The sequence below is a fragment of the Leeuwenhoekiella polynyae genome (assembly GCF_004104075.1).
Classification (GTDB): Bacteria; Bacteroidota; Bacteroidia; order Flavobacteriales; family Flavobacteriaceae; genus Leeuwenhoekiella; species Leeuwenhoekiella polynyae.
The window spans coordinates 371,730-396,726 of record NZ_QOVK01000001.1; the positions used below are offsets into that span (position 1 = coordinate 371,730).

Annotated in this window: 21 protein-coding genes; 4 read left to right on the plus strand and 17 right to left on the minus strand. The window is 40.9% G+C overall.

The window, feature by feature from the left end; all coding sequences use genetic code 11:
- Nucleotides 1-16: 16 nt before the first annotated feature.
- Entirely contained in the window at nucleotides 17-3,436 is a 3,420-nt protein-coding gene (locus DSM02_RS01560) for a hypothetical protein (protein ID WP_128763994.1), read from the minus strand.
- Between the two features lie 120 nt (nucleotides 3,437-3,556).
- Between DSM02_RS01560 and DSM02_RS01565 the strand changes: the two genes are divergently transcribed.
- The 4 genes from DSM02_RS01565 to DSM02_RS01580 all read left to right on the plus strand — a co-directional run bounded on the left by DSM02_RS01565 (nucleotide 3,557) and on the right by DSM02_RS01580 (nucleotide 7,147).
- On the plus strand, nucleotides 3,557-4,324 hold the full coding sequence (locus DSM02_RS01565) for an exodeoxyribonuclease III (RefSeq protein ID WP_128763995.1): 768 nt from the start codon (nucleotides 3,557-3,559) through the stop codon (nucleotides 4,322-4,324).
- 80 nt (nucleotides 4,325-4,404) lie between these two features.
- Nucleotides 4,405-5,364 carry an OmpA/MotB family protein gene (locus tag DSM02_RS01570; protein ID WP_128763996.1) on the plus strand — a complete coding sequence of 320 codons (960 nt, stop codon included), beginning with the start codon at nucleotides 4,405-4,407 and terminating at the stop codon, nucleotides 5,362-5,364.
- A gap of 209 nt (nucleotides 5,365-5,573) precedes the next feature.
- Complete coding sequence (locus tag DSM02_RS01575; RefSeq protein WP_128763997.1) at nucleotides 5,574-6,050, plus strand: QcrA and Rieske domain-containing protein; 477 nt, start codon at nucleotides 5,574-5,576, stop codon at nucleotides 6,048-6,050.
- Between the two features lie 62 nt (nucleotides 6,051-6,112).
- Nucleotides 6,113-7,147 carry an aldo/keto reductase gene (locus DSM02_RS01580; RefSeq protein WP_128763998.1) on the plus strand — a complete coding sequence of 345 codons (1,035 nt, stop codon included), beginning with the start codon at nucleotides 6,113-6,115 and terminating at the stop codon, nucleotides 7,145-7,147.
- Between the two features lie 67 nt (nucleotides 7,148-7,214).
- Here DSM02_RS01580 and DSM02_RS01585 read toward each other — a convergent pair whose 3' ends face one another.
- From DSM02_RS01585 to DSM02_RS01660, 16 genes are all read right to left on the minus strand, one after another.
- Nucleotides 7,215-7,913 (minus strand): FKBP-type peptidyl-prolyl cis-trans isomerase, encoded by a 699-nt coding sequence (locus DSM02_RS01585; RefSeq protein ID WP_128763999.1) that lies wholly within the window; start codon nucleotides 7,911-7,913, stop codon nucleotides 7,215-7,217.
- A 33-nt stretch (nucleotides 7,914-7,946) separates the two neighbouring features.
- On the minus strand, nucleotides 7,947-8,237 hold the full coding sequence (locus tag DSM02_RS01590; RefSeq protein ID WP_128764000.1) for a chaperone modulator CbpM: 291 nt from the start codon (nucleotides 8,235-8,237) through the stop codon (nucleotides 7,947-7,949).
- The gene (locus DSM02_RS01595; protein WP_128764001.1) at nucleotides 8,237-9,151 is read right to left on the minus strand and encodes a DnaJ C-terminal domain-containing protein; all 915 of its coding nucleotides are present in this window, start codon (nucleotides 9,149-9,151) and stop codon (nucleotides 8,237-8,239) included. Before DSM02_RS01595 ends, DSM02_RS01590 begins: the two co-directional genes overlap by 1 nt.
- A gap of 149 nt (nucleotides 9,152-9,300) precedes the next feature.
- The gene (locus tag DSM02_RS01600) at nucleotides 9,301-9,993 is read right to left on the minus strand and encodes a ZIP family metal transporter (RefSeq protein WP_128764002.1); all 693 of its coding nucleotides are present in this window, start codon (nucleotides 9,991-9,993) and stop codon (nucleotides 9,301-9,303) included.
- Between the two features lie 3 nt (nucleotides 9,994-9,996).
- Nucleotides 9,997-10,725, minus strand: a complete 729-nt coding sequence (locus tag DSM02_RS01605; protein WP_128764003.1) for an FKBP-type peptidyl-prolyl cis-trans isomerase — start codon at nucleotides 10,723-10,725, stop codon at nucleotides 9,997-9,999.
- Between the two features lie 85 nt (nucleotides 10,726-10,810).
- Nucleotides 10,811-12,175: an acyl-CoA dehydrogenase family protein gene (locus DSM02_RS01610; protein WP_128764004.1), complete on the minus strand. Its 1,365-nt coding sequence runs from the start codon at nucleotides 12,173-12,175 to the stop codon at nucleotides 10,811-10,813.
- Between the two features lie 76 nt (nucleotides 12,176-12,251).
- Nucleotides 12,252-13,388, minus strand: coding sequence for a M23 family metallopeptidase (locus tag DSM02_RS01615; protein WP_128764005.1), 1,137 nt, complete (start codon nucleotides 13,386-13,388; stop codon nucleotides 12,252-12,254).
- Between the two features lie 41 nt (nucleotides 13,389-13,429).
- The gene (locus tag DSM02_RS01620) at nucleotides 13,430-14,506 is read right to left on the minus strand and encodes a PA0069 family radical SAM protein (protein ID WP_128764006.1); all 1,077 of its coding nucleotides are present in this window, start codon (nucleotides 14,504-14,506) and stop codon (nucleotides 13,430-13,432) included.
- 99 nt (nucleotides 14,507-14,605) lie between these two features.
- Nucleotides 14,606-15,388 (minus strand): enoyl-CoA hydratase/isomerase family protein, encoded by a 783-nt coding sequence (locus DSM02_RS01625; protein WP_128764007.1) that lies wholly within the window; start codon nucleotides 15,386-15,388, stop codon nucleotides 14,606-14,608.
- A 64-nt stretch (nucleotides 15,389-15,452) separates the two neighbouring features.
- Nucleotides 15,453-16,916, minus strand: coding sequence for a sensor histidine kinase (locus DSM02_RS01630; protein ID WP_128764326.1), 1,464 nt, complete (start codon nucleotides 16,914-16,916; stop codon nucleotides 15,453-15,455).
- Between the two features lie 28 nt (nucleotides 16,917-16,944).
- The gene (locus DSM02_RS01635; protein WP_128764008.1) at nucleotides 16,945-17,493 is read right to left on the minus strand and encodes a CopD family protein; all 549 of its coding nucleotides are present in this window, start codon (nucleotides 17,491-17,493) and stop codon (nucleotides 16,945-16,947) included.
- 138 nt (nucleotides 17,494-17,631) lie between these two features.
- Complete coding sequence (locus DSM02_RS01640; protein ID WP_128764009.1) at nucleotides 17,632-20,727, minus strand: WD40/YVTN/BNR-like repeat-containing protein; 3,096 nt, start codon at nucleotides 20,725-20,727, stop codon at nucleotides 17,632-17,634.
- 39 nt (nucleotides 20,728-20,766) lie between these two features.
- Nucleotides 20,767-22,131, minus strand: a complete 1,365-nt coding sequence (locus DSM02_RS01645) for an MATE family efflux transporter (protein WP_205875051.1) — start codon at nucleotides 22,129-22,131, stop codon at nucleotides 20,767-20,769.
- Between the two features lie 63 nt (nucleotides 22,132-22,194).
- Entirely contained in the window at nucleotides 22,195-23,235 is a 1,041-nt protein-coding gene (gene hemH / locus DSM02_RS01650) for a ferrochelatase (RefSeq protein ID WP_128764010.1), read from the minus strand.
- 100 nt (nucleotides 23,236-23,335) lie between these two features.
- The gene (locus DSM02_RS01655) at nucleotides 23,336-24,061 is read right to left on the minus strand and encodes a ThuA domain-containing protein (protein ID WP_128764011.1); all 726 of its coding nucleotides are present in this window, start codon (nucleotides 24,059-24,061) and stop codon (nucleotides 23,336-23,338) included.
- A 2-nt stretch (nucleotides 24,062-24,063) separates the two neighbouring features.
- Nucleotides 24,064-24,951 carry a helix-turn-helix domain-containing protein gene (locus tag DSM02_RS01660; RefSeq protein WP_128759456.1) on the minus strand — a complete coding sequence of 296 codons (888 nt, stop codon included), beginning with the start codon at nucleotides 24,949-24,951 and terminating at the stop codon, nucleotides 24,064-24,066.
- Nucleotides 24,952-24,997 lie beyond the last annotated feature (46 nt).

The window sequence follows — 24,997 nt, forward strand, 5'->3', positions numbered from 1 at the left end:
TCTAACGCATTTTATTCTAGAAAAATGCACGCAACTGTACCGTACCGGTATGAATGGTGCGTGTAGTTTCACTTTTACGACCAAAATACGACAGATTCAAATCTAAGAACTGAGTAAGTCTTTTTTGTGCCAAAAGATTCCATGTAAAATTGCTTCCGGGTTGTAAACCTTCTAATATTTGATATGCCACAGGCGAAAAAGCACTACCGGCAAAGTCATTTTTGATATATTTTATTTCGGCATTTAAAGACAGTTTTGAAGCGTCACTAAACGAGAATCCCATCCCCAGATCGTGACGGGTAAGGGCTTCTTCATCCCCTATCGTATTTGTTTTTGTATTGAAGGCATAAAATGCTTCAATACGGCAGTTATCACTAAATAAATATGAAAGTTTTGGACTTATTTCTGTAAGCGATAAGTCATAATTACGCTGTTCAAAATTTTCTGAAATACTGGTATTAGAGCCTAGATCTGCTTTTAAATTGATCAGGTAGCTAGCCTTTACTTTATGTAAAAAAACCAGTTGATGACTGCGCAATTCATTAGTTTGCAATCCTAACGATATTAGATTTTTAGTTGAATTTGCTAAGTAGGTGTAACTCGTAGTATACTTTTGTTTTCCACGATTGAAGAAAAGAGAATTTCTAAAATTAAGGTTTAAACCCAGCGTGCTTTCGCTATCATTAAACGGGTTCAAATCAAAACTTTCTCCAGATCTCAAAACTTTACGGTCGATTAAATAACTCGTCTGGTTGTAAAAATGGGAAGCTATTTTTTTAAAGCCTGTTTTACCGCTCCACTGCTGTAAATTGAGGGTTATGATTTGGCTTAGTTTGTTCTGATGTGTTTTTACAAAAACCTGATTGGGCAACAAAACCCGGATAAAATCTGCCTCATCGCTAAATTGAGCCACCTCAAATTCTTGCAACTGCTGCACGCCATCACCGTTATAATCATTCCACGTAAAAACACCCTGACCTTCATCAACTTTTACATAGGTAAATTCTTGCTGCGGAAGCGTCCCACTACTGGTTTCAAAAACCGTGTTGAGCCTGATTAGATTTTTAAACAATTTCTGATCGTATAACAATCTTGAGTTCAACGACTGCTCTGCCTCTATAGCTTGGTTTTCGTAATTCAGTTTGCGGTAATTGGTAAAAATACCCAGTGAAGTGTTTTTGCTTTTTACAAGCTGCGACTTGAAATAATACGTATTGCTGTGGTTTACACGCGTTAAATTGTTACCGCGCAAACTATCATTTACCCGGTAGCGATATCCTACCTCAACAAAAACACCCGTACTGTCTCCCCTACCCACAAACGCTTCGTATGCCTGAAACCGTTGACTCAGCGGATCATAAATTTCGGTTAAAGGGTTTTTACTTTCATTGCTTTCTGCGCGTACTTTTGCACCTATCCAGTTCTTTTTTAATCCATATATAGCGGCGGTATTCAGTCTAAAGAAAGAAGTATTTGCCGTGTCTGCTTCAGTTTTGAGATAACTTCCATTAAACAGGGTTCGCAAGTTTTTATGCCGAAATGCTCCGGAAACACTATTGCGTGATCCGGTATAATTCTCGGCGAAGCTTAAATGCTCAAACTTATAATCAATAAATCCTAAAGCCGTATCTTGATACTGCAGTCCCGAAGTTACCAACGTCTGATTTCCTTGTGGAACAAGCGTCAAATTCCAATCTCTACTGAATTCAATAGCATAGGTACGTTCTATATTTCTAAAATCATCCTGAATGTAATCCAGATCTCCATAGGCATCAAGCGTTTGCTTTTGAGAATTTCCTAAAAGTCGCTGCTTTACCTGAAGTCTTCCGGCGAAGCCATCGTTATTAGCATCGTTCAGATCAGAAAATAAATTGAGATCCTGTTTGCTTCCTGCCCCTTCAAAAGAAATCGCTGTTTTTTCCGAAGGATTATAAGCCCCTTGCATGACTGCCATTTGCAATTTAGTGGGTGCAAAAAGTCGAATTACGGGCGCATAGTTTCCCTGAGGCACTCCGTTTACCGGAGCTACATACTCATAAATTCGACTAATAGCGTTCTGATTTGCCAATATATAATCACCCTGATTGACCCCTACTTGTGTAAAACGCACATTAAAAAGTTCGGCTTCAGGATCGTTAGAAAACACAAAAGCCTCCCGACCTTGAATATTCACTTTTTGATACAATATCTTGTTTTCGTTATAGGCATCAGGATTGGCACTAGGTGCGATCATTTGAGTAGCATCATCACCGGCCTGCTGCAAAACAGCCACCTGTTCCTGATTCAAATTTTGCAAAAGCGGCTGATTTTTAGCATCACTTTCAGAATAGACATGAGCACGTAACTCTAGCTTACTATTTTCAGTTGTATGACCGCCTCCCGCATACGCAATAACACGGGTATAATTCTGCTCACTATATTGATATTCTACCGAAATACGCATCTCACTCGTGATGGGAAACGTGGGATTAAATCGCAATTCACCGGCATTGTAATCTATTACATAATCTGCGGTTTCGCCACGCTCCAGCAAAACGCCATTTACAAAAACCCGTTCGCTACCGCTCACAATAAGCACGTATAACTCGCCGTTAGGTCCGCTTAACTTATACGGCCCTTGATTGCCTTCCTGCCCTGTAAATCTGCTTTGTGTAAACACGCCGCGCACCAATGCGCCAGTCGCAAAAAGATCAGTCTCTGAGTTAGCATGATCCAGTCTTCCGCCCAGCGAAAGTCCCTGAACTTTTTTTGTAAAGCGCCCAAAATAGGAAGTTGAATTTTCAAGATTGATGTCTCCTGCCCGTATGCTCCAATCGTCACTGTAGAGCTCTATAAAAATCTGGTCAAACTCATCCAAACGTTGCGAATACCCGCCGTTTTGCTGCGGAATATTAGCATCTTGTAAAGAGGCACTCAAGGATACCTTTTCACTCAATTTACCGGTTATTTGCAGATCGAGTTCGCTGTTGAGTGTGCTGTTCTGGTTGTTTCCGCTGGTTATCCCGCGCACTAAACTTCCCGAAGTCGTCAAGCCATCAAAAGGCTTAAAAGCCGGTTTCTCGTCTTCTTCGGTTAATGCATAAACTCTGCTTAAGTTTCCTTCGCTGTTTACAACCCGTGCAGGATCATATTCAAAATAAATTTTGGTTAAAAACTCAGGATAAACGCGATACTTAAAAGTCAGAGAATCGGGTCTGGATTCCTTCCGCTTAAGCGAAAAAAGAGATCTACCATAATCTATCGTATAAGCCGAAGAATCAACCAAAACACCTGCTGTCGTATAGACCTCAAAATCAATCGGATTGATACTTACCGAATCTAAACGTATCGTGTCCTGTACCGCAAGAGTCCTGGTCTTATTTTCTTTAAACCGAAGTTCCTGCGCAATACTTGTCGCAGAAAACACCAGTAGAACTATAATTACAAGACTTCGCATCGGCTATAAATCTACGGGAAAAAGTATAAAGGTTACGCAACTCACAGACATTTGCGCACGTGATACACGCTTCTGATTTCTGCTTAAATCGCTACCTTCGCCAAAACCCAAAATGTAAGCATGAAAATTATCACCTATAACGTAAACGGTATCCGAGCAGCGGCACGGAAAGGCCTTTTTGAATGGCTCAAAGCTGCAGATCCTGATGTATTGTTATTGCAGGAAACTAAAGCGCATCAAGAGCAATTAGACATGAATATTTTTGAAGAAACGGGCTATCACGATTACTGGTTTAGTGCTCAAAAAAAGGGATACAGTGGGGTCGCTGTTCTTACTAAGAAAAAGCCAGATAATGTAGTTCACGGCACTGGGATTGAATATATGGATTTTGAAGGCCGAAACATCAGAGTAGATTTTGGGGACCTGAGCATTATGAGCATGTATTTACCCAGCGGAACCAATACAGACCGACTGGATCTCAAATTAAAATATATGGCAGATTTTCAGGCTTATGCTAATGACCTGCGCAAAACCAGACCTAATCTTGTGGTAGGTGGAGATTATAATATTTGCCACGAGCCTATTGATATTCACGATCCTGTGCGGCTTAAAAACGTAAGCGGCTTTTTACCGGTAGAGCGTGAGTGGCTAAGCGGATTTATAAATAGTGGTTTTACAGACAGTTTTAGACATTTAAATCCTGATGTAGAGCAATACAGTTGGTGGAGTTATCGCGCCAATGCCCGCGCTAACAACAAGGGCTGGAGATTAGATTATAATATGGTGAGCGAGCCTTTAAGGAATAAAATAAAACGTTCGGTTATTTTACCCGAAGCGAAACACAGCGATCATTGCCCGGCATTATTAGAGCTTGAACACGACTTTTAAAAATTGTTATTTTCATGGAGCCGGTAAGCCAATATAATAGCTATTGTAAACGTTACTCAACAAATTAACAAACAGATTATATGCTTAAAAAAGTTTGCCTTATCGCTTTTACCGCAGCCACATTGACTTCTTGTGTTTCGGCAAAAGTTTACAAAGATCTTGAAGCACGCTTCGCAGATCTAAAAGCCGAAAACCAAGACCTGGATCACGACTTGACAACTTCAGAACGTTTGCGCAAGCAGTTTGAAGAACAAGCTGCTCAATTAGAAAAAGAGCTTGCAACTACCACTGCAGAACGCGATGATTTACAACGTAAATATGCTGCTGCACAAGCAAATCTTAAAAACCTGCAAGAATCGTATGATGCATTAGAAGCAAACAGCTCTAAAGCACTTGCCGAAAATTCTAAAAAAAATCGCGAGTTATTAGGTGAGTTGGATGAGAAACAAGCTGCACTTGCTGCAGAACAAACCCGTCTTGAAAAAATGCAGCGCGATCTTACAGAGCGCTCTCGCAGGGTTGAAGAATTAGAATCTATGATTGCAGCAAAAGATGCTAAAATGCGTGCGCTTAAAGATGCCATCTCTAAAGCTTTGGTTGATTTTGAAGGTAACGGTCTTACCGTAGAGCAACGCGATGGTAAAGTGTATGTTTCTTTAGAAAATAAACTGCTTTTTGATAGCGGAAGCTGGACAGTAGGAACTAACGGTCGTCAGGCTGTAAACCAATTAGGAAGCGTCTTGGCTCAGAATCCTGAAATCGCTGTCCTTATTGAAGGTCATACAGATAATGTGCCCTATGGTGGCAACGGACCGCTGAAGAACAACTGGGATTTATCTACTAAACGTGCTACTGCTATTGTTGAAATCCTAAGTCAAAACGGTCAGATTGATCCTAAAAACCTTACAGCTGCTGGTCGCGGGGAATTTGCTCCTGTAGCACCTAATACTACTCCAGAAGGTAAAGCTAAAAACCGCAGAATTGAAGTGATTCTTACCCCTAAACTGGATGAAGTCACTAAACTTTTGAATGATATTTAAATATATTTCAATAACCTCATAATCAAAAAACCTCTGCAAATGCAGAGGTTTTTTCTTTTATAAACGTCAGATAATACCTTTGCGAAAACCTTATCGCTTAGAATACCGTATGTTTTTAACAGGATAGTGATTTCAATATCAACTCCTCACCCCGTTTCAACCTTAAAAACTAACAAGTGCTTATGTAGCAACTTTAAAAACTCAGTATTATGAATAGAAAGGACTTTATTTTTTCAGTAGGAAAAGGGGTATTAATCGCTTGTTCTGGTTCGTGTTTACTCGCTTCCTGTAGCAGCAGCGATGACGGTATGGGAGATATGGGCGGTAATACTGGCTCAGGAGGCAACGGCGGTAGTGGTGGTAGCGGCACAACAGTTAATCTGGCCATATCAGATATACCTAATGTAGGAGATCAAAAACGAGTAAACAGTGTTTTATTTATACGCATCGCCACCGGAAATACTGCAGATTCGTTCATTGCTACAGAGGCAGTTTGTCCGCATCAGGGCGGGCAATTGATTTTTAAAGGAGCGCAAAATATTATAGAATGTCAATTGCATTTTGCTACCTATGAGCTTGACGGAGATACTGTTCAGGGGCCTCAAAACTCAGCCGGAAGCACCCGAGATCTAAAAATATATGCAACAACCTTGAACGATACTACTTTAACCGCTACGGTAAGCTGATTGCTATATTTATTGTAATAACTTCGCATCTCGATTTATAAAACTAAAAGAATCTAGATCACATGCGATATACAAAACTTCCTGATACAGAGATCGAAGTAAGTAAAATATGCCTCGGGACGATGACCTGGGGCGAGCAAAACACAGAAGCTGAAGGACACGCTCAGCTTGATTATGCTATTGAACAAGGTATTAATTTTATAGATACAGCAGAACTTTACAGCGTTCCCGGAAGAGCAGAAACCTACGGAAGCACAGAGCGTATCATAGGCAGTTGGCTTAAAAACCGCGGTAAACGAGACGATCTTATTATCGCTTCAAAAATTGTGGGACCGGCAGAAATGTCTAAACACATCAGAACCGGCGGTTATACTAAAGCGGAGTTTAAAGACGCGATTCATAAAAGCTTAAAGCGCTTACAGACTGATTATATCGATCTGTATCAACTGCACTGGCCAGAGCGTAATACCAACTATTTTGGCAAATTGGGCTACAGCCATGATGCCAATGAAAGCTGGCAAGATAACTTTGCTGAGATTCTTGAAAATTTAAAGGATTTTGTAAAAGAAGGTCTCATCAGGCATGTGGGGCTAAGCAACGAGACACCTTATGGTCTTTCCCGTTATTTAGAAGAAAGCCGCAACGGACTTCCTAAAATGATCACGGTTCAAAACCCATACAGTCTTCTTAACAGAAAAGATGAAATAGGTCTTACCGAGATTATGCATCGCGAAGATGTGGGTTACTTAGCCTATTCGCCTATGGCTTTTGGGGTACTCTCGGGTAAATATATAAATGGCACAGATAAACCAGATTCGCGAATCAACAAATTTCCACAATACAACAGATATTCTAATGAGCAGGCGGTTGAAGCCACAAAACGTTATCAGGGAGTTGCTAAAAAGCACAACATTTCTTTAGCACAAATGGCACTGGCTTTTGTCACAGACCGGCCATTTATGACTGCTAACATCATTGGGGCATCTTCTTTAGAGCAACTTAAAGAAAACATAAGCAGCATAGACCTTAAACTAACTCCTGAACTATTAGAGGATATCGAAGCAATACATACTTCAATCCCTAACCCTGCACCCTAATTTTAAAAATATTGATAATAAGAAAGCCCGCTAGTTTAGCGGGCTTTCTTATTATCAATATATGGTTTTACTTTACTTCAAGTAATTCTATATCAAAAATCAAAGTTGAAGACGGTGGAATTTCTCCCATATCACGATCTCCGTACGCCAAATCAGCCGGGATATAAGCACGGTATTTGGCTCCTTCTTTCATCAATTGTAAAACTTCGGTCCAGCCCTTTATAACCTGGCCTACCCCAAAAGTTATGGGTTCTCCGCGCTCGTATGAACTGTCAAAAACGGTACCGTCAATTAATTTACCTTCATAATTTACCTCAACTTTATCTGAAGCTTCGGGCGTAGCACCATTACCTGCACGTATGATTTCATACTGCAATCCGCTTTCGGTAGTGATTATTCCTTCTTTCTTTGCATTTTCGGCTAAGAATTCTTTTTGCGCTTCTATGCGCTTTTTTCGCTCTGCTTCTTTAAGGTCAGAAAGCTCTTGGTTGAACTTTATCATTACCGCTCTCCCCTCTTTCTCAGAAATCGCAGAACTGTCTTTAAGCGCTTCCTGAAAGCCTTCTAAAAAAACTTTTTTCTCAAAATAGTTGTCATAAGCAACCGGGTCTTTTTTAATACTTTCTGCAATGGTCACGCCCATGTAATAGGCCACAGAATCCTGAAAACTTTGAAGTAAAGGTTCCTCTTCAACAACAACTTCTTTTGTGCCACCACAATTTAAAAACAAGAATCCCAACGGGATAAAAAGCAATATTCTTTTCATATAACAAGTATCAAATACAATTAAGCTGCTAAACTACTCATAAATACGCAGTCTGTTTTGAGTTTTTACAAGTTGTCTGTTTAATTTATCAATTTTATCAAGCAGATTGAGAATGACATCTATACCTTCAATATTGATATCTAGTTCATTGTGAATACGCATAATTTTTTCAAAAACAGGAATGCTGTCGTGATGTAAACAGCGCATCTGAGATACGGTAACCACTTCAAGAACTCCCTTGTCGTGTAATTCGGTAAAAAACGTGTGCTCTATGTGGTATTGCTCACATAATTCTAATACTGGTATATAATCTGGAGTGCTCATCAGGACCTTAATTTTGCAAGTTCTTCAAATAATTCTTTTTCCTTATCCGAAAGGTTTTGAGGCATTTTAACCTCGTAAGTGATGTATAGATCACCAGCCTGACCTTCCTTCTTATAAACCGGAAAGCCTTTGCCTTTGAGTTTCACTTGTTTGCCGTTAGGAGTCTCTGGGGCAACTTTGAGCTTGACGCTGCTATCAAAGGTCTCTATGACAAGTTCGCCTCCTAAAATTGAAGTATACAGGTCTAGAGGAACGGTTTTATACAGGTTAGCACCATCTCTTCTAAAAGAGGTGTTGTTGTTTATGATAAATTGAAGGTATAAATCCCCGTTAGGACCCCCACTTACACCCGGACCACCGTAGCCTTTAATCTTTATGGTTTGCCCATTTTCTACTCCGGCAGGTATTGTAAGCCGTATATTTTTACCATTAACGGTAAGTGTGCGTTTGTGTTTCTCAAAAACTTCGCGCAGCTCAAGTTCTAGTGTTGCATTAAAGTCCTGCCCTCTAAATTGTGCCTGGCGACCTCCACCGCGAAAACCACCACCGGCACCTCCGCCAAACATAGAACCGAAAAAATCTGAAAAATCTCCTTCATCAAAACCTCCACTGTATTGGGCGCGTCCACCACCAGAAGCAGATCTGGAATATTGATTGCGCTGTTGTTCTGCCTGCTCGTAAGCGTCAGCATGTTGCCAGTCTTTCCCGTATTTATCGTATTTCTTTCGGTTTTCAGGATTACTCAGAACTTCGTTTGCCTCATTAACCTGTTTGAATTTTTCTTCAGCTTCAGTATCGCCGGGATTCACATCAGGATGGTATTTTCGGGCCAGTTTGCGGTAAGCCTTTTTAATTTCAGCTTCAGTAGCCGATTTATCAAGACCCAAAACCTTATAATAATCTATGTAAGCCATTTTGCTAAATGATTAAAGAATTTAGAAACAGAAGACCTCTGCCTTTCTTCCTTTAAAATTACGCTGTTTGGCGCAAAAGCGATTGCATACTCTTTTAAAATTTAGTTAGAATATGGGTAGATCTGAAGAGTTTCCGCGCAAGCGAACTATTAGCTAAAGCTGTTTAAGTAAAAGGCGAGAACAAGACCTATAGCAGTAGCGATACCTGCCCAATAACTGTCATCTTTGTATGCTTTAGGAAAAACTTCTATAGCGAGAGAAGCAACTACGGCACCCCCTGCAAAGCAACGGATGTAAGCCAGCGTTTCATCTGGAACGTCAGCAAGCAGTTGATTGCCTAAAAGTGCTGCAAGCGATAAGATTAAAGCTGTTGCAGACCACAGCAAAAGCACTTTCTTTTTAGAAGAACCGTTTTTGGTCATTTCTTTAGCTCCGCCTGCTGCTTCAGGAAGATTGGATAAGAAAATAGAACCGGACAGCGCAGCAACGGTAAGCGCATCGGCACCAATAAGTGCCACTCCCAGTGCAAGATTTTCAGGAATTCCGTCCAGAGTAATTGCAGCGAGTAACCCCCCACCACTATCTGAACCCCATTTTTTCTTCACCAGATAATCAAGTGCGGTAAAAACACCTGCACCTGCCATAACAATACCCAGCGCAATACCAATACTGGCTTTTTCTATCGCCGGGTTAATCAATTCTAATACAGTAGAAACAATAAGGGCTCCTCCTGCCAAAGCAACGAGAAAGCCCTCTGTTTTCTTAGATAAACTCCCGTAAATCCCCCAAAAAGCACCTAATATAAGCGCGCCGGATACTACGGAAATTACTATAAATGTCAATTTTTATTCTGAATCTTTAACGTCGATCAATTCTACGGTAAATATAAGTGGCTCTCCCGGACCTATTTTAGCACCAGAACCTCTTTGACCATACGCTAATTCTGAAGGGATATAGAACTCATATTTTGCTCCTTCTTTCATCAACTGAAGACCTTCTGTCCATCCTTTGATTACTTGATTTACACCAAAAGTAGTTGATTCTTCACGCTCGTAAGAGCTGTCAAAAACGGTTCCGTCTAGTAATTTACCTTCATAATTCACTTCAACTTTATCGGTCTCAGATGGACTGTCACCGCTTCCTTCTTCGATTATTTTATACTGCAATCCGCTTTCGGTAGTTTGAACACCCTCTTTCGTAGCATTTTCTTTCAAAAATACCTCTTCTTTTTTCTTATTCTCTTCTGCTTTAGCTTCTTGCTCTTTTTGCTGCTTTTCGCGCAATTGCATCTGGAACTTCTGCATCACTTGCTGCATCACTTGCTGTGGCATTTCTACACTATCAGTAAGCGCTTTGCGCACACCTTGTTCATATACATCAACATCAAAAAACTCATCAGGATTATCTCCTAAAGCTTGTTTAAATTGTGCTCCGGTATTCGCACCTATGATATAAGAAACAGAATCTTTAAAGGTTTTTAAGTCTGCGTCACCTCCTGAGTTCATTTTAGAATCATTACAATTCACTAAGGTAAGTGCAACAGGTAAGGCTAGAAATAATCTATTGAATTTCATTTTATAAATTTTAAAATTTTCAAGTGCAAATAACGGGATATTAAAACACCTATAAAAATCTTTTGGAATCTATTATAAAATAGGTTTAGCTCACAAAAGCACTATAACCGGTGATCGCTCTACCTACAATAAGTGAATTGATCTCCTTAGTACCCTCATAACTGTAAATGGCTTCGGCATCTGCCACAAAACGTGCTACATCATACTCCAGTAGAATACCGTTACCGCCCATTACTTCACGGGCGCGACTTACGACATCGCGGGTGCGCATCGAACAGAAGACTTTTGCTAAAGAAGCGTGCTCATCAGTCAACTGGCCACCATCTTGCATCTCGCTTAAGCGGAAACAAAGCGTTTGCATAGCGGTGAGATTTGAAACCATCTCGACCAAATGGTTTTGTATCAACTGAAAACTAGCAATTGGACGACCAAATTGCTCCCGTTTCTTGGTATATTTTAACGCTGCTTCATAAGCACCACGGGCACAACCTACTGCCTGCCAAGCCACGCTGGCGCGTGTCATTTGCAATACTTTTGCGGTATCTTTAAAGGAGTTGGCATTTTGCAAGCGATCACTTTCGGGAACACGACAATCTGAAAGTGTGATCAACGCATTTTGAACAGTACGCAACGCCATTTTATCTTTCATCTTCTCAGCTTTAAAACCGGGGTTTTCTTTGCGCACGATAAAGCCTTTTACCCGACCGCTTTCTTCATCACGTGCCCAAATGATTGTTATATCAGAGAATGTGGCGTTACCTATCCATTTCTTTTCTCCGTTTAATACCCACTCCTCACCTTCTTTTCTACATGTTGTTCCCAATCCGCCGGCAGCACCAGAACCTACATCGGGCTCTGTAAGACCAAAAGCACCTATTTTTTCAAACTTCTGCATTTTAGGCAACCAGTATTGTTTTTGCTCTTCGCTTCCGCAGAGGTAGATAGAGCCCATTGCCAAACCACTATGTACACCGAAAAATGTCGAAATAGAAACATCAACTCTGGCAAGTTCCATCGCTAAGATTCCTTCCATCAAAAAGGATTCACCGGGACAGCCGTACCCTTTATAAGCGATACCGGCTAAATTAAGTTCAGCAAACTTGGGGATAATCTCATGCGGAAACTCGGCTCGATTCCAAAAATCGTTAGCAATAGGTTTTACCTCGTCTTCCATAAAATTCCGCATCTTCATCTGAAGCGCACGCTCTTCAGGAGAAAGCTTTTGCGCAAGGTTGTAAAAATCCCCATCAATGGGTGGTAATTTATGCTGACCTTTTTTTGCTTGAGAATTCAGCATTTTCATCAAACCTTTCAGTTGACGATCATCAAGATTTCCCACAGCACTCATTACCTGAGACAGATCAACTTTTTGAGAGAGTTTTGCCAGAGCATCTAAATCTACCGATTTCAACAGGCCTATTGTATTTTTTACTTTTCCGAATAACGACATCGTTTGCGTTTTTATAATTCAGTTTAAAAATACCAAGGTTTTGGTGCTCTTGCAGCCAAAAAAACGTTAATTACAACTAAAGCGGAGTCACTAAACTTTTATGAACAAATGCTCGCTTTGCCGTTGAAGTTTCAACATGCAACCAATCTGCTGTTTCACCTAGAAGATTTACTGTATCTAACCGCGTGAGTGAACCTATTTGCTGAGATTTTGCCGAAGCGCTACTTCTCAAATTAGCACGGACTGACTTAACCAAATACCTGTTATAAATTTCTGAAGCTTTCTGATTGTCCGCCAGTTTAGCCTCTTCTTTTACAAACGGCAACGGATTAATCGCACCACTACCCCGACTGTAAACCCCAAAATGCAAATGCGGTGGTGTTGTACGCGCATTACCCGTATTGCCTACCAGACCTAGAGTATCCCCAATTTTCACGCGCTGACCATTAGTTACAATAATACTGTCTAAATGCGCATAATATAAACTGTTACCCAAAAGTCCGTCTCGCAACCATACCTGCTTACCACCCAGACCGAGATTGCCGGTTCTACTCACCTTACCGGCTACACTAGCGAGCACAGGCGTACCCCGTGATGCAAAGATATCTACACCCTCGTGACTGCGTTTACCACCATCCCTGGGCGCTCCCCAATAACTTTGTATGGCTTTACTTGAAATGCCCGCTACCGGAAAACTATAGCCGGGTGTGCTCGATATAGTTAGTGTAAAATTTGACGCAGCGTTCAATTGAGGTTGAAAAACCACTTTAAAAATCGCTGACTTTTTAGGCGAAAAATTCAACGTTGATTGTTCATAAGCCGCCTGCTCCTCAAGTTTAAAAGGAGATATACTATCTGAAGTTTTCTCATACAGATCTATAAAAACTAATGGATTTATGGTATCTGTCAAAACACTGAAATCGTAGTTACGGCCCCGTTCGAGATAGAGTTCATAGGCATAAACCGGATTAATTTTAGGATTGAATATCCCCATTTCCTGATAGGGGGAATTTACGTGTAGACTGTCCTGAAGTGCTTCTTTAAATGCCATATTCCAAAAAATATAGGGCAAAGAATCCGATTCAAAGTTGCGTGCATAAACTTCCCGCGCTGTGGGCTGTGTTATAAAATCGGTAGCCTTAGTCAGCTTGCTACATGAAGCGAATAAGAGCAACCCGATTAATCCAAAATATACCTTTTGATTATTTAGCATAGTTTATAATAATACACAGAAACTATGCCACTTTAAAATATTTAAAAGAGTGAAAGTTGCCCCGGCCTGTATTGCTCAAACAAATCACAATTGAGCGGTGCAATGCTTCTTCCTTTGAGGAATTTGTTACGTCCCAATTCCATTTGCGCTTTTATCTGGTTAGCAAACTCACCACTTCCGCGCATTCTGCGACCAAACTGGGAATCGTTTAAATTGCCCTCGTGACAAGCCGCAATCTGATTGAGCACTTTATCTGCGCGATCTGGCATCGCCGATTTAATCCACTGTTCAAAAATTTTACCGATGGCACCATTGAGCCGCACTACCGTGTACCCTACTGAGCGCGCACCGTGATCAGCTGCTGCTTTGATGAGCGGTAACACTTCGTGACTGTTGATTCCCGGGATTATGGGTGCGGTCATCACATTAACCGGAACGCCCAATTCTGATAACTTTTTTACCGTTTCTAAACGTTTTTTGATACTTGCGGTACGCGGCTCAAGCAAGCGTCTGGTTTTTTCATCTAAAGTTGTAATAGACATATTTACCTGAATCAAGTTGTTTGCAGCCAATTCTTTAATGACATCAAGATCTCGCTGAATCAATGCATTTTTAGTGATAATAGCTACCGGATGCCGGTATTTGTAAAAAGCCTCTAGTAAGTTACGCGTAATTTTAAAACGCTTTTCTGCAGGCTGGTAACAGTCGGTATTTCCTGAAAGAACGATGGGAGCAGCTTTCCAGCCTTTTTTGGTGAGGTGCTTTTCTAGCAAACGCACGGCATTGCGTTTGACTAAAATGCGACTTTCAAAATCGAGACCGGCACCGTAGCCCCAATATTCATGAGAATTGCGCGCATAGCAATATACGCAGCCATGCTCGCAACCCTGATACGGGTTAAGGGAATATCCCATTCCCACATCTGGACTTTCTACTTTATTGACTATAGTTTTGGGAAATGTATCTATAAAGAGCGTCTTGAGATTTTGCGGCTCATCGCCTTCCTGCGCACAGTAGTTTAAAAAATCATCCCGCAGCTCGTGCCTGTTTTGATCAAACCGATTGGCAATATGTTTTTGCGCTCCCCGCCCTTTTAAGTGTTCACCTTCTGCTTGCATAAAATAGGATTTATTACAAATATATGGAATATTTCCTGTTTTGTTAAGATCAAAAAAACCGCTCGTAAGCGGTTTTTTAATTACTCAAATGCAGTGCCTTTAGTTCCCCGGAAACTCCGGTTTGCGCTTTTCTAAAAACGCACTGGTACCTTCTTTAAAATCTTCGGTACCAAAAGAAGCTCCAAAACCTTCGATCTCGGTATCATAACCGTTGACTCCGGTTTTAAAACCGGCATTTACAGCGTGTATCGCTGTAGCAATTGCTACCCCACTGTTGTTTAAGATTTTTGCTGCTATTTTTTCGGCGTGCGACATCAATTCTTCCTGCATCGTCACGTGATTCACCAGACCGTATTGTAAAGCCTGATCAGCATTGATCATACTCGCGGTCATGATCATCTCAAATGCACGACCTTTCCCCACGAGTTGGGGTAAACGCTGCGTCCCCCCATAGCCGGGAATCAGGCCCAGAGAAGTTTCCGGCAATCCCATACGGGCGTTGTCACTCGCAATGCGAATGTGTGCTGCCATCGCCAATTCTAGTCCGCCTCCTAAAGCAAAACCGTTAATGGCTGCGATCACCGGCGTGCTTAAATTTTCGATAAAATCAAATAACAATTTTTGTCCTTTTCGCGCCAGCAACGCTCCTTCTTCTTCTTCAAAATCAGAAAATTCACTGATGTCTGCACCGGCAACAAATGCTTTCTCGCCGCTTCCGGTCAAGATGATAACCCCTATATCTTCATCAGCATCTGCTTCAGCAAAGGCATCATGCAGTTCTTGTATGGTATCGCGGTTGAGTGCGTTTAACTTTTTAGGTCGGTTGATGGTTATGACAGCCAATTGATCATCGACTTCATAAATAAGATTTTCAAAATTCATAGTCGTTATTTTATTCCACAAGGTGGAAGTTATTGCTAGATGTAAGGCTCAATTTCAGGTAGATCTATACCTCAGCAATAGGAAAAGTTACTTTAAAAACGGTTCCTCTTTCAGCCTTAGAAGTAAAGGTAATGGTTCCGTTATAGGTTTCCACAATATTTTTTACCATCGCCAGCCCCAGCCCCATTCCGCTGGATTTTGTGGTAAACTTAGGCTCAAATATCATTTCGGCATTCTCTTCAGAAATACCGTGACCGTTATCACAAACCAGAATGCACACCGTGTCTGCATCGCCTTTAATCTCAACCCTAATTTTAGGATCTTCTACATCTTCGGTAGCCTGAATGGCATTTTTTACCAGATTGGTGATCACTCTAATGAGCTGGGTACGGTCTAACTTTACAATAATTTCTTCGGAATCTGTACCAAAAGTAAGGTAATGCTCTGTGAAAATATCCAGTGCTAATTTGGTCACAAAAACCACATTAAGCGTTTCGTTTTGCTGTGCAGGCATTTTTGCAAAATTGGAAAAAGCCTCCGCAATCGAACTCATCGTATCTATCTGCTGAATGAGGGTTTTGCTGTATTCATCTAACTTTTTATGAATCTCTGGATCTTCAGGGTCAAAACGTCGCTGGAAACTCTGCACTGTCAAACGCATTGGCGTCAAGGGATTTTTGATCTCGTGTGCTACTTGCTTGGCCATCTCGCGCCACGCCGCTTCGCGCTCACTTTGTGCAAGTTTTGCCGCACTATTTTCGAGCTCGTCGATCATCCCATTATAGGATTTTACCAGATTGCTGATTTCTTCACTGGCATCATCAATCTCAATGCGCTGGTTGCGTTTATCTAACCGCGTCTGGATCATCTTATCACTTATGGTTTTTAAACTACGCGTGATGTATCGCGATAAGAAATACGATAGCGCAGTTGCGATCAAGAGCATAAACAAATACCCTTCTGCCAGACGGCGTAAAAATTCGTCCAGTTCACGCGTGATGAAATCATCATCCTGAATGTACGGCAGATTCATAATCGCCAGCGGCTTAAACTGGTTGTCGTTGATGTACGTATATGAAGATTGATATTTAACGCCGTCAATCTCAGATTGTACCACCCAGCGTTTAGTAGGCATGTTTGCTAAACCTTCTAATACATTGGGGTTTAAGGAAGTTTCTAAGGTGTCTTCGGTAAAACTTTCCTTTGATTTGACTAGAAGCTTTCCGTTGAGATCATAAATATTGATGGGTAAATCGTGAACATCTGCAATGCGGTAGATGTCGTTATTAAACTTTAAAATAAACGGAATATTCTCAGAAATAACCTCATAAGTCGTCTGGTCTAAAACATAAGCGATCTCTGCCCTGATCTGATCTTCTTTACGCAACAAACGATCTCTGTGATATTCTTTAGCCTCTTCTTTATATTGAACGACACTAATAATCCCAATGAGGATCGAAGCTCCCAAAATGAGAAATACCATCCCAAAAAAGATGCGCAGGCGTAAAGAAAGCTTATTGAATTTCATTGGCAGATAGGTATCAAAAACCGCGCCGTTAGGCATTGGGATTTTTGTCGCGTATGCTTTTATAGAGTTTTATGCCCAACATTAAAAGTATGGCCAAGGTAATTAAACCGGCCAATCCCCAAATCCAGTTGGTTGTACTTTTTGTAATTACCAGAAAAATAACTGCGAAAAGAATAAGCGTTGGTCCCTCATTCCAGATGCGCATAAACTTGGTGGTGTATTTAAAATTACCGGCCTGCAATTGCTTATAAATCTGATGATTTTTAAAATGGTAGGCATACAGTAAAACCACAAATCCCAGTTTGATCTGCATCCACGGAGCATATAAAATCCCCGAGTTTAAATGCAGCATCATAAAGGCAAAAAGACTGGCTAAAATCATCGAAGGCCAGGTTATTATTTTCCAGAGACGTTTAGTCATCAAAGCCAGTTGATCTCCCAGAATCGTTCTGTCTGGTTCGGGTTTTTCAGAAGCTTCAATCTGATACATAAACAAGCGCGGCACATAGAATAAGCCTGCAAACCACGTCACAATAAATATAAGATGTAGGGATTTTAGATAGTTGTAATATTCCATATCGCAAAGGTAAAGCTAATTGCGCGTTGTGTGAAGGGATAATATAGTGCTAAAACAACTGCAGTAGTATTAAAACCACCCCTCAATTTCTGCGAAATTGTTTCCCCTCCTTTGAAAAGGAGGGAAGCTTCAAAAGGACTAGTCCTTTTGAATAAAAAGGTAGTTGAGCTGCATCGCGTTAAATTCTTTGTTGAATGCAGCAACCTCATCGCTAACCAACTTGTCAAACCTGTTTAATTCTGAATCTATTTTTGCTGTTAGCTCGTCTTTTACCGCTACATCTTGATCTGTAGGAGCAAAATCTCCCATTCCCACCAGTGCATTTAAATGTGCTAATTTGTTAGTGAGTTTTATTGGGAAATTCAAGGGATCCTGACCGCTTCGGTTTTTAGTTTGATACAAGGCTTTTTCAACTTCTTCCAGATCTTCACGCAGCTTTTTTGACTTTTCGCGCAGTTCTTCGGTATCCGGATTGGTTTTGTATTGCTTTTCAAAAGCACTCAACTGTCCGGTAATATTTCTGATCTTTTTGATGCTTTTGTGCGCGTGATCTACCGTTGCATTTACATCGTCTATAAAATCGAATTGCGCCTGCATATCTGCTACAGAAGCTTCAGATCGCGGATCTGCCAAAACCGTATATGGCTGTGAATAATCCGTTCCGTTCACATTGAGTTTAACCGTATAATTTCCGGGAATTTGTTTAGGTCCTTGTGTGCTGGCCCACCATAAAATCATTCCGGGAAGGCGCTCTGCTCCTTCATAAGTCATATCCCAATTGAACTGGTTAGCGCCTTCTTTTACTTCTAATTTATCTTCTTCACTTTTAGTGCTGTAGGATTTGATCGTATCATTTTTAGCATCAAAATAGGTTAGCGATATACTGTCTTTTTCAGCATTGTATTTTGGCAAATAAAAATAAGTCATCACGCCACTGGGATGATTCGTTCCTACGGAATTAGAGTTGTGACTACCTCCATCCATTCTATACGTGTCTTTGGGTTTATACAAATGCACGGCATCTGCATCATTCATCGCTGAAGCCTGATGCAACACACTCAAATCATCTATGATATACAAACTACGCCCCTGAGTCGCGACGATAAGGTTGTTATTTTTCAATGCTAAATCGGTAATGGAAACGATAGGCAGGTTTAGCTGAAAAGGCCTCCAGTTGGCTCCTGCATCAAAGGAAATGTACATTCCGGTTTCGGTACCGGCATATAGCAAACCTTCCTGATCCGGATCTTCGCGAACCACGCGGGTAAAATGCTCGGGAGCGATCCCGTTGGTGATTTTTTTCCAGCTTTTTCCGTAGTCTGTAGTCTTGTATAAATACGGAGCAAAATCTCCTGTTTTATATTTTGTTCCGGCAATGTAGCAGGTTCCTTCATCAAAATAACTCGGTTCTATGCTGTTGATCATCATCCATTCGGGCATTCCTTTTGGAGTTACATTTTCCCAGTTTTTACCTCCGTCACGGCTTACATAAACCAATCCGTCGTCACTACCCGTCCACAGCAATCCTTCTTTCAACGGACTCTCATTTGCTGCGAAAATGGTGCAATAATATTCTACGGAAGTATTGTCTTGTGTGATTGGCCCACCAGAAGAACCTTGTTTTGATTTATCGTCAGTCGTTAAATCGGGACTGATGACCTCCCAGCTTTGACCTTCATTGGTGGTTTTGTGCACGTGATTACTGAAGGTGTACAACACATCAGGGTTGTGTCTGGAAAACATAATGGGAAAATTCCATTGAAAACGGTACTTCATATCTTCGGCACCGTGCCCCATCGGATTATCGGGCCATACCGAAACCGAGCGCACGCTGTTGTTCTCGTGATTCACGCGGGTTAAAAAGCCGTCGTAGCTACCGCCGTAAACAATATCCGGATTTTCCGGATCTACCGCGATATGAGCACTCTCACCACCGGCGGTGCTTTCCCAGTCTTCTTCACTTATGCTATATCCATCGGTGCGATGCGGAATGCGAACAGTAGAATTATCCTGTTGCGCGGCATAAATACGATATGGAAACTGGTTGTCTGTTGTTACCCGATAAAATTGTGCGGTAGGCTGGTTGTGATAGGTGCTCCAGGTTTCGCCTCCATCATAGGTAATCTGCGCACCACCGTCATCGCCCATAATCATACGCATAGGATCCTCGGGAGCAATCCATAAATCGTGGTGATCGCCGTGTGGGGCGTTGTTGCTTTCGAAAGTTTTACCGCCGTCTGTACTTTTATGATAGCTTACATTAAGCACATAAACCACATCTTCATCTTCGGTATCTGCATAGACTTTGGTGTAATACCAGGCACGCTGGCGTAAGTTTCGGTCGTCGTTAATGAGTTTCCAGGTGGCACCGGCATCTTCACTGCGGTAGAGTCCGCCTTTGTCTTTATTTTCAACCATTGCGAAAACCCGCTCAGAATTTACAGGCGAAACGGCAACACCAATAATTCCTAAAGTATCACTAGGAAAACCTTCATTTTTTGATATTTCTTTCCAGGTGTTACCGCTGTCTGTAGATTTCCATAAAGCTGAACCTTCACCTCCGCTTATAAAACTGTATGGTGTTCTTCGGCTGTGCCAGGTTGAAGCATATAAAACGCGTGAATTATTGGGATCAAAAGTAAGGTCAACCGCACCCGAATCTTCATTAGAAAACAGCACTTTATTCCAGCTTTTACCGCCGTCTGTAGTTTTGTAAACACCACGTTCTTCGGTGGGTTTGTAGATATCACCTAAAACTGCCGCATATACCACATCGGGATTATCAGGGTGAATCACAATTTTTGAAATGTGCCTGCTTTTAGGCAAGCCTGCCTGTTCCCAGGTTTTACCGGCATCTGTGGTTTTCCACATGCCGTAGCCGGAAGAAACATTTCCGCGCAGCGTATTTTCTCCACCACCCACATACATAATATTATGATCGCTGGGTGCCACGGCTACCGAGCCGATACTTCCACCAAAAAAGCCGTCTGAAATATTTTCCCAGGAGCGCCCACCGTCTTTGGTACGCCAAACCCCGCCGCCGGTTGCGCCAAAGTAAAACAGATTGGGTTTACCGGGAACTCCGGTTACTGCTGCGCTACGACCGCCACGAAACGGACCCACCAAACGGTATTCTAATGCTTCATAAAGAGACTCGTCAACATCCTGACCAAAACCTGAATAAGTTGAAAAGACTAAAACTGAAAAAAATAAACGAAGTAAAAATTTTTGCATACTTAAAAAACTTAGTTAGTAGCTAACTAAGTTAATCAATCAATTCTTTTCTATAGTACCCGTTTCTAGTTTTAGCCGGGTTTCTCGCCATAAAAAGTATCCTGTAACGAGTGTAGATAGCGTATCTGCCAGCGGAAAAGAGATCCATACGCCTAATTCTCCAAAATAATTGGGAAGTATAAGCACCAGCGGAATGAAGAAAAAACCCTGTCTGGTCAAGGTTAATAATAAAGCCGGTGTCGCTTTACCTATCGCCTGATAATAAGCTGACCCTATCAACTGAATCCCGATAATCGGAATCGCGGCAAACACCCAGCGCATGGCCCAAGGCGTGTCACGTAAAACCGCTTCGTCTTGCGTAAATACCGAAACTATACTTTCGGGAAAAATCATGATCAACGCAAAAATGACCAAAGCCACCCCACAAGCATAGGTAATGGCAAGTTTGATGCTTTCGCGAACGCGTGAATAATTTTGTGCTCCATAATTGTACCCGGCAATCGGTAAAAAACCTTGTGTTACACCCAGAACCGGAAACAGGGCAAACATCAACATTCGTCCAATTATCGCATAAACGGTTACCGAAGCTTCCCCACCCAATTCAAAAAGAATGTTATTCATCAATAAATAAGTAATGCTCACCACCGCCTGACGCGCAAGAGTTACAAAACCCAAGGCAGACATTTCTTTGAGAATGGGAAGATCAAGACCAAAATGACTGATGTCAATTTTCAATTCTGAATTGTCACTCAAAAAATACCAAAGCACATAGAAAAAACAACAGATATACGAAGCCGTAGTTGCCCAGGCAGCTCCTGCCATCCCCATATCGAGAACGTTGATAAGCAAGTAGTCTAGAATTAAATTCCCCAGCGACGGAATGATCATCGCAATCATCGCAAACTTAGGTTTTCCTTCTGCTCGAATCACGTTATTGCCCATCATACAAAATGCCAGTACCGGTACGCCATACAACACAATTCTATAATAAATTTTAGCCGGCTCAAAGATGTCTCCTTTTCCTCCAAAAGCAGGAATCAATTGATTTATAAAAACCAACCCTAAAACCACCATACTCACCGTTAGCAATAACGTAATTGTGATTTGATTGCCAAAAGTTTTTAAAGCCTTTGCCTTATCATTTGCTCCCAAAGCCCTGGAAATAATAGAAGAACCACCAATGCCAATTGCCATACCCAAAGCCGCAATAAAAAATGAAACCGGAAGCACTACGTTTATTGCAGCAATGGCAATACTGCCAATCCAATTACCCACAAAGATGGTGTCTACCAAGATATTAAGTGACATTACCAGAATACCTATTGATGCCGGCAAAGCCTGCTTAATCAATAGAGAACTGATAGACTCATTACCTAAAGCTTCAGATTTATTTGGTTTGAGCAATTTGTATTCTATTTAGAAAGATTTCAGCCTAATCAAGAGATTCCCGCCTCCGCGGGAATTAAATTATGCTATAGCTTTTGAGGCTTCTACGAGCGCCCAATCGTTGATCCAGGTGGCAATTACGTGCGCCCAATCATCCCGGTCATTCAAACACGGGATTGTCGTGAATTCTTTACCGCCCATCTCGTGAAAGATCTCTTCCCCTTCCATCGCGATTTCTTCTAGCGTCTCGAGGCAATCACTTACAAATGCCGGTGTAACGATCGCTATTTTTTTGATTCCTTCTTTACCAAAACGCTCTATGGTACGATCTGTATAAGGCTGCAACCAAGGGTCAAAACCTAAACGCGATTGAAACGAAGTAAAATATTTATCTTTTTCTAAACCTAACTTTTCTGCAACCTGTCTGGTTGTATCATAACACTGATGCCGGTAACAAAACTGGTGTGCTTGTGATGGTGTCTGGCAGCAGCTGCCATCTATTTTACAGTGGCTTTTTGTAACATCACTTTTTCTAATGTGACGCTCAGGAACCCCATGATAACTAAAAACCAATTTTTCAAAATCGAGATCTTTAATCTTTTCCTGAATGCTTCGGGAAAGTACTTCTATATATTCAGGTTTGTTGTAAAATGCCGGGATATCTGAAAAACGCATATGCGGAAAATGCTCTTTGCGCAACTCTTCAGCTAAAACCAAAATAGTTTCGGTAGTTGCCATCGCAAATTGCGGATATAACGGAAGAATCAAAACCTCATCTACTCCTTTTGCATTGAGTTCTTCAAGACCTTCTCTTAAAGATGGAGTTCCATAACGCATTGCCAAAGCAACAGGAACATCTACTTTATCGGAAACCTTTGCCTGAAGTCTTTCACTTAACACAATTAAAGGCGAACCTTCATCCCACCATATTTTTGAATAAGCTTCTGCAGATTTTTTTGGCCTTGTATTCAAGATGATGCCTTTTACAAGCAGCGTACGCGCCCAAAGTGGAACATCAATCACGCGCTCATCCATCAAGAATTCACCCAGATATTTTTTTACGTCTTTAGGGTCTGTGCTATTGGGAGAGCCCAGATTGACCATAAGTACTCCTTTTTTCATGCTTATTTTTTGAATTTCAAAATTACAACTTATACCCCTGTTAAAACAAAAAAGCTATAAGGCTTGTCAGGGCAGGTATTGATGTTTTCTATTGATTTGATTATTCAACCAACCACTTCATCACATCCTCAAGATGTTGCCTAAACTGCGGTTCTGAATACGACTCTTCTGTATGACCGCCGCCTGTATAATACATTTTACCATCGCCTACTTTATGATACCAGGCGTGGGGGTGGTACACCCCGTTTTTACCTCCTTCATAAGAAGACTCATCAAGTGTAAGCGTGACCTCAACATCAGGATTCAGGTTTTTGAAATTGTACCATTCATCGGTACGTTCAAAACTATCGGGGAACGCTTCAACTGTTTTGTGTTTTTCTTTTTTAACGACCCGAGCTTTTTGAGTTTTTGGATGACTCACAAAATACCCCCCTATAAATTCCCCATACCAAGGCCATTCATATTCTGTATCAGAAGCTGCGTGGACACCAAAGAATTTTCCGCCTGATTCCATATAGTTTTGAAAAGCTACCTGTTGCTCTTCGCCAAGAATATCACCGGTTGTATTTAGAAAAATCACTAAATCGAAGTCTTTTAGATTTTCAGAATTAAAGATTAAAGAGTCTTCAGAATGTTGAACTGCCCATTGGTTTTCAGAAGCTATTTCTTTTAAAGCCTTAACACCAGTTTCTATAGAACTGTGTCTAAAACCATTGGTTTTTGTAAAAACCAGGACATTTTTCTTTGTTAAAAAATCACTTTTTTTTGTTGAGTTACAGCTCAGAATTAAAATCGAGACAGAAAGTAAGAGAAATATTTTTTTCATAATTAGCTAAGAGATTGAATGTATTTTTTAGGTGTGGTACCGTATTGTTTTTTAAATGCTGCAATAAAATGACTTGCCGTGCTGTAGCCTATTTTTAGTCCTACTTCATTTACATTATGTGAACCGCTAGCAAGTAACTGCCTCGCGACTTCCATCTTATAATCAAAGAGAAAACTATATACCGAATCCCCATAAATCTGCTTAAAACCTTCTTTCAGTTTATTTAAACTCAGATTGATCTCGTCTGCAAGTTCTTGTAAAGAAGGAGGCTCTGCCATACGTGCAATGATGATATCTTTTGCTCTTTTGATTTTTACTACATTATCTTCATCTACTAAAAACGGACACTGTTCCACATCAGCTTCAGAAGGGCGGTTAAAATACAAACTGAGCAATTCATAAGCCTTTCCCTTAAAATAAAGCGCTTTAACGGAAGCATGCAAATTATAGTTCATCAATTGGTTGAGCACAATTGCCATTGAAGGTGAAATCACACCATCTTTATAATATTTACGATCGCGGTTTTCATCGCTTAAAAAAGTTATGAAATCGGCTTCACGAGAAAATAAAGAATGAAATTTTTTAATAGAAATGAATACTGAAATCACCCAGCTATCCGGAGCGATTTCAAGATTTATAGGTAAATCCCGTTGCGGGTTGTAAAGCAATAAGGAGTGTTCTTCACTTAACGGAAGCTTATAATTACCTTCATTAAACTGAAATACAGAAGTACCTTTTGCACAAAAATGAAACTGAATATAGCTGCTGTCAACCTCACGTGTTACTAACTGTTTTTCAGCAGTTTCATTATTAAATTTCAGTATAAAAAAACCTTCTTCAATATTGGTTTCGCTATACAAACCTGCAGCGATATTTTTTAATGTTTCCATACTCAGAAAAAAGTATTTTATTTAGATTTATTCTAAACAAATGTGA

Coding starts and splice junctions, on each gene's coding strand:
- DSM02_RS01605 (WP_128764003.1), bottom strand. CDS start 10,725: ATGAAATTCAATAGATTATTTCTAGCCTTACCTGTTGCACTTACCTTA.
- DSM02_RS01580 (WP_128763998.1), top strand. CDS start 6,113: ATGCGATATACAAAACTTCCTGATACAGAGATCGAAGTAAGTAAAATA.
- hemH (WP_128764010.1), bottom strand. CDS start 23,235: ATGAAAAAAGGAGTACTTATGGTCAATCTGGGCTCTCCCAATAGCACA.
- DSM02_RS01575 (WP_128763997.1), top strand. CDS start 5,574: ATGAATAGAAAGGACTTTATTTTTTCAGTAGGAAAAGGGGTATTAATC.
- DSM02_RS01565 (WP_128763995.1), top strand. CDS start 3,557: ATGAAAATTATCACCTATAACGTAAACGGTATCCGAGCAGCGGCACGG.
- DSM02_RS01570 (WP_128763996.1), top strand. CDS start 4,405: ATGCTTAAAAAAGTTTGCCTTATCGCTTTTACCGCAGCCACATTGACT.
- DSM02_RS01640 (WP_128764009.1), bottom strand. CDS start 20,727: ATGCAAAAATTTTTACTTCGTTTATTTTTTTCAGTTTTAGTCTTTTCA.
- DSM02_RS01630 (WP_128764326.1), bottom strand. CDS start 16,916: ATGAAATTCAATAAGCTTTCTTTACGCCTGCGCATCTTTTTTGGGATG.
- DSM02_RS01610 (WP_128764004.1), bottom strand. CDS start 12,175: ATGTCGTTATTCGGAAAAGTAAAAAATACAATAGGCCTGTTGAAATCG.
- DSM02_RS01595 (WP_128764001.1), bottom strand. CDS start 9,151: ATGGCTTACATAGATTATTATAAGGTTTTGGGTCTTGATAAATCGGCT.
- DSM02_RS01620 (WP_128764006.1), bottom strand. CDS start 14,506: ATGCAAGCAGAAGGTGAACACTTAAAAGGGCGGGGAGCGCAAAAACAT.
- DSM02_RS01635 (WP_128764008.1), bottom strand. CDS start 17,493: ATGGAATATTACAACTATCTAAAATCCCTACATCTTATATTTATTGTG.
- DSM02_RS01625 (WP_128764007.1), bottom strand. CDS start 15,388: ATGAATTTTGAAAATCTTATTTATGAAGTCGATGATCAATTGGCTGTC.
- DSM02_RS01615 (WP_128764005.1), bottom strand. CDS start 13,388: ATGCTAAATAATCAAAAGGTATATTTTGGATTAATCGGGTTGCTCTTA.
- DSM02_RS01660 (WP_128759456.1), bottom strand. CDS start 24,951: ATGGAAACATTAAAAAATATCGCTGCAGGTTTGTATAGCGAAACCAAT.
- DSM02_RS01590 (WP_128764000.1), bottom strand. CDS start 8,237: ATGAGCACTCCAGATTATATACCAGTATTAGAATTATGTGAGCAATAC.
- DSM02_RS01585 (WP_128763999.1), bottom strand. CDS start 7,913: ATGAAAAGAATATTGCTTTTTATCCCGTTGGGATTCTTGTTTTTAAAT.
- DSM02_RS01560 (WP_128763994.1), bottom strand. CDS start 3,436: ATGCGAAGTCTTGTAATTATAGTTCTACTGGTGTTTTCTGCGACAAGT.
- DSM02_RS01655 (WP_128764011.1), bottom strand. CDS start 24,061: ATGAAAAAAATATTTCTCTTACTTTCTGTCTCGATTTTAATTCTGAGC.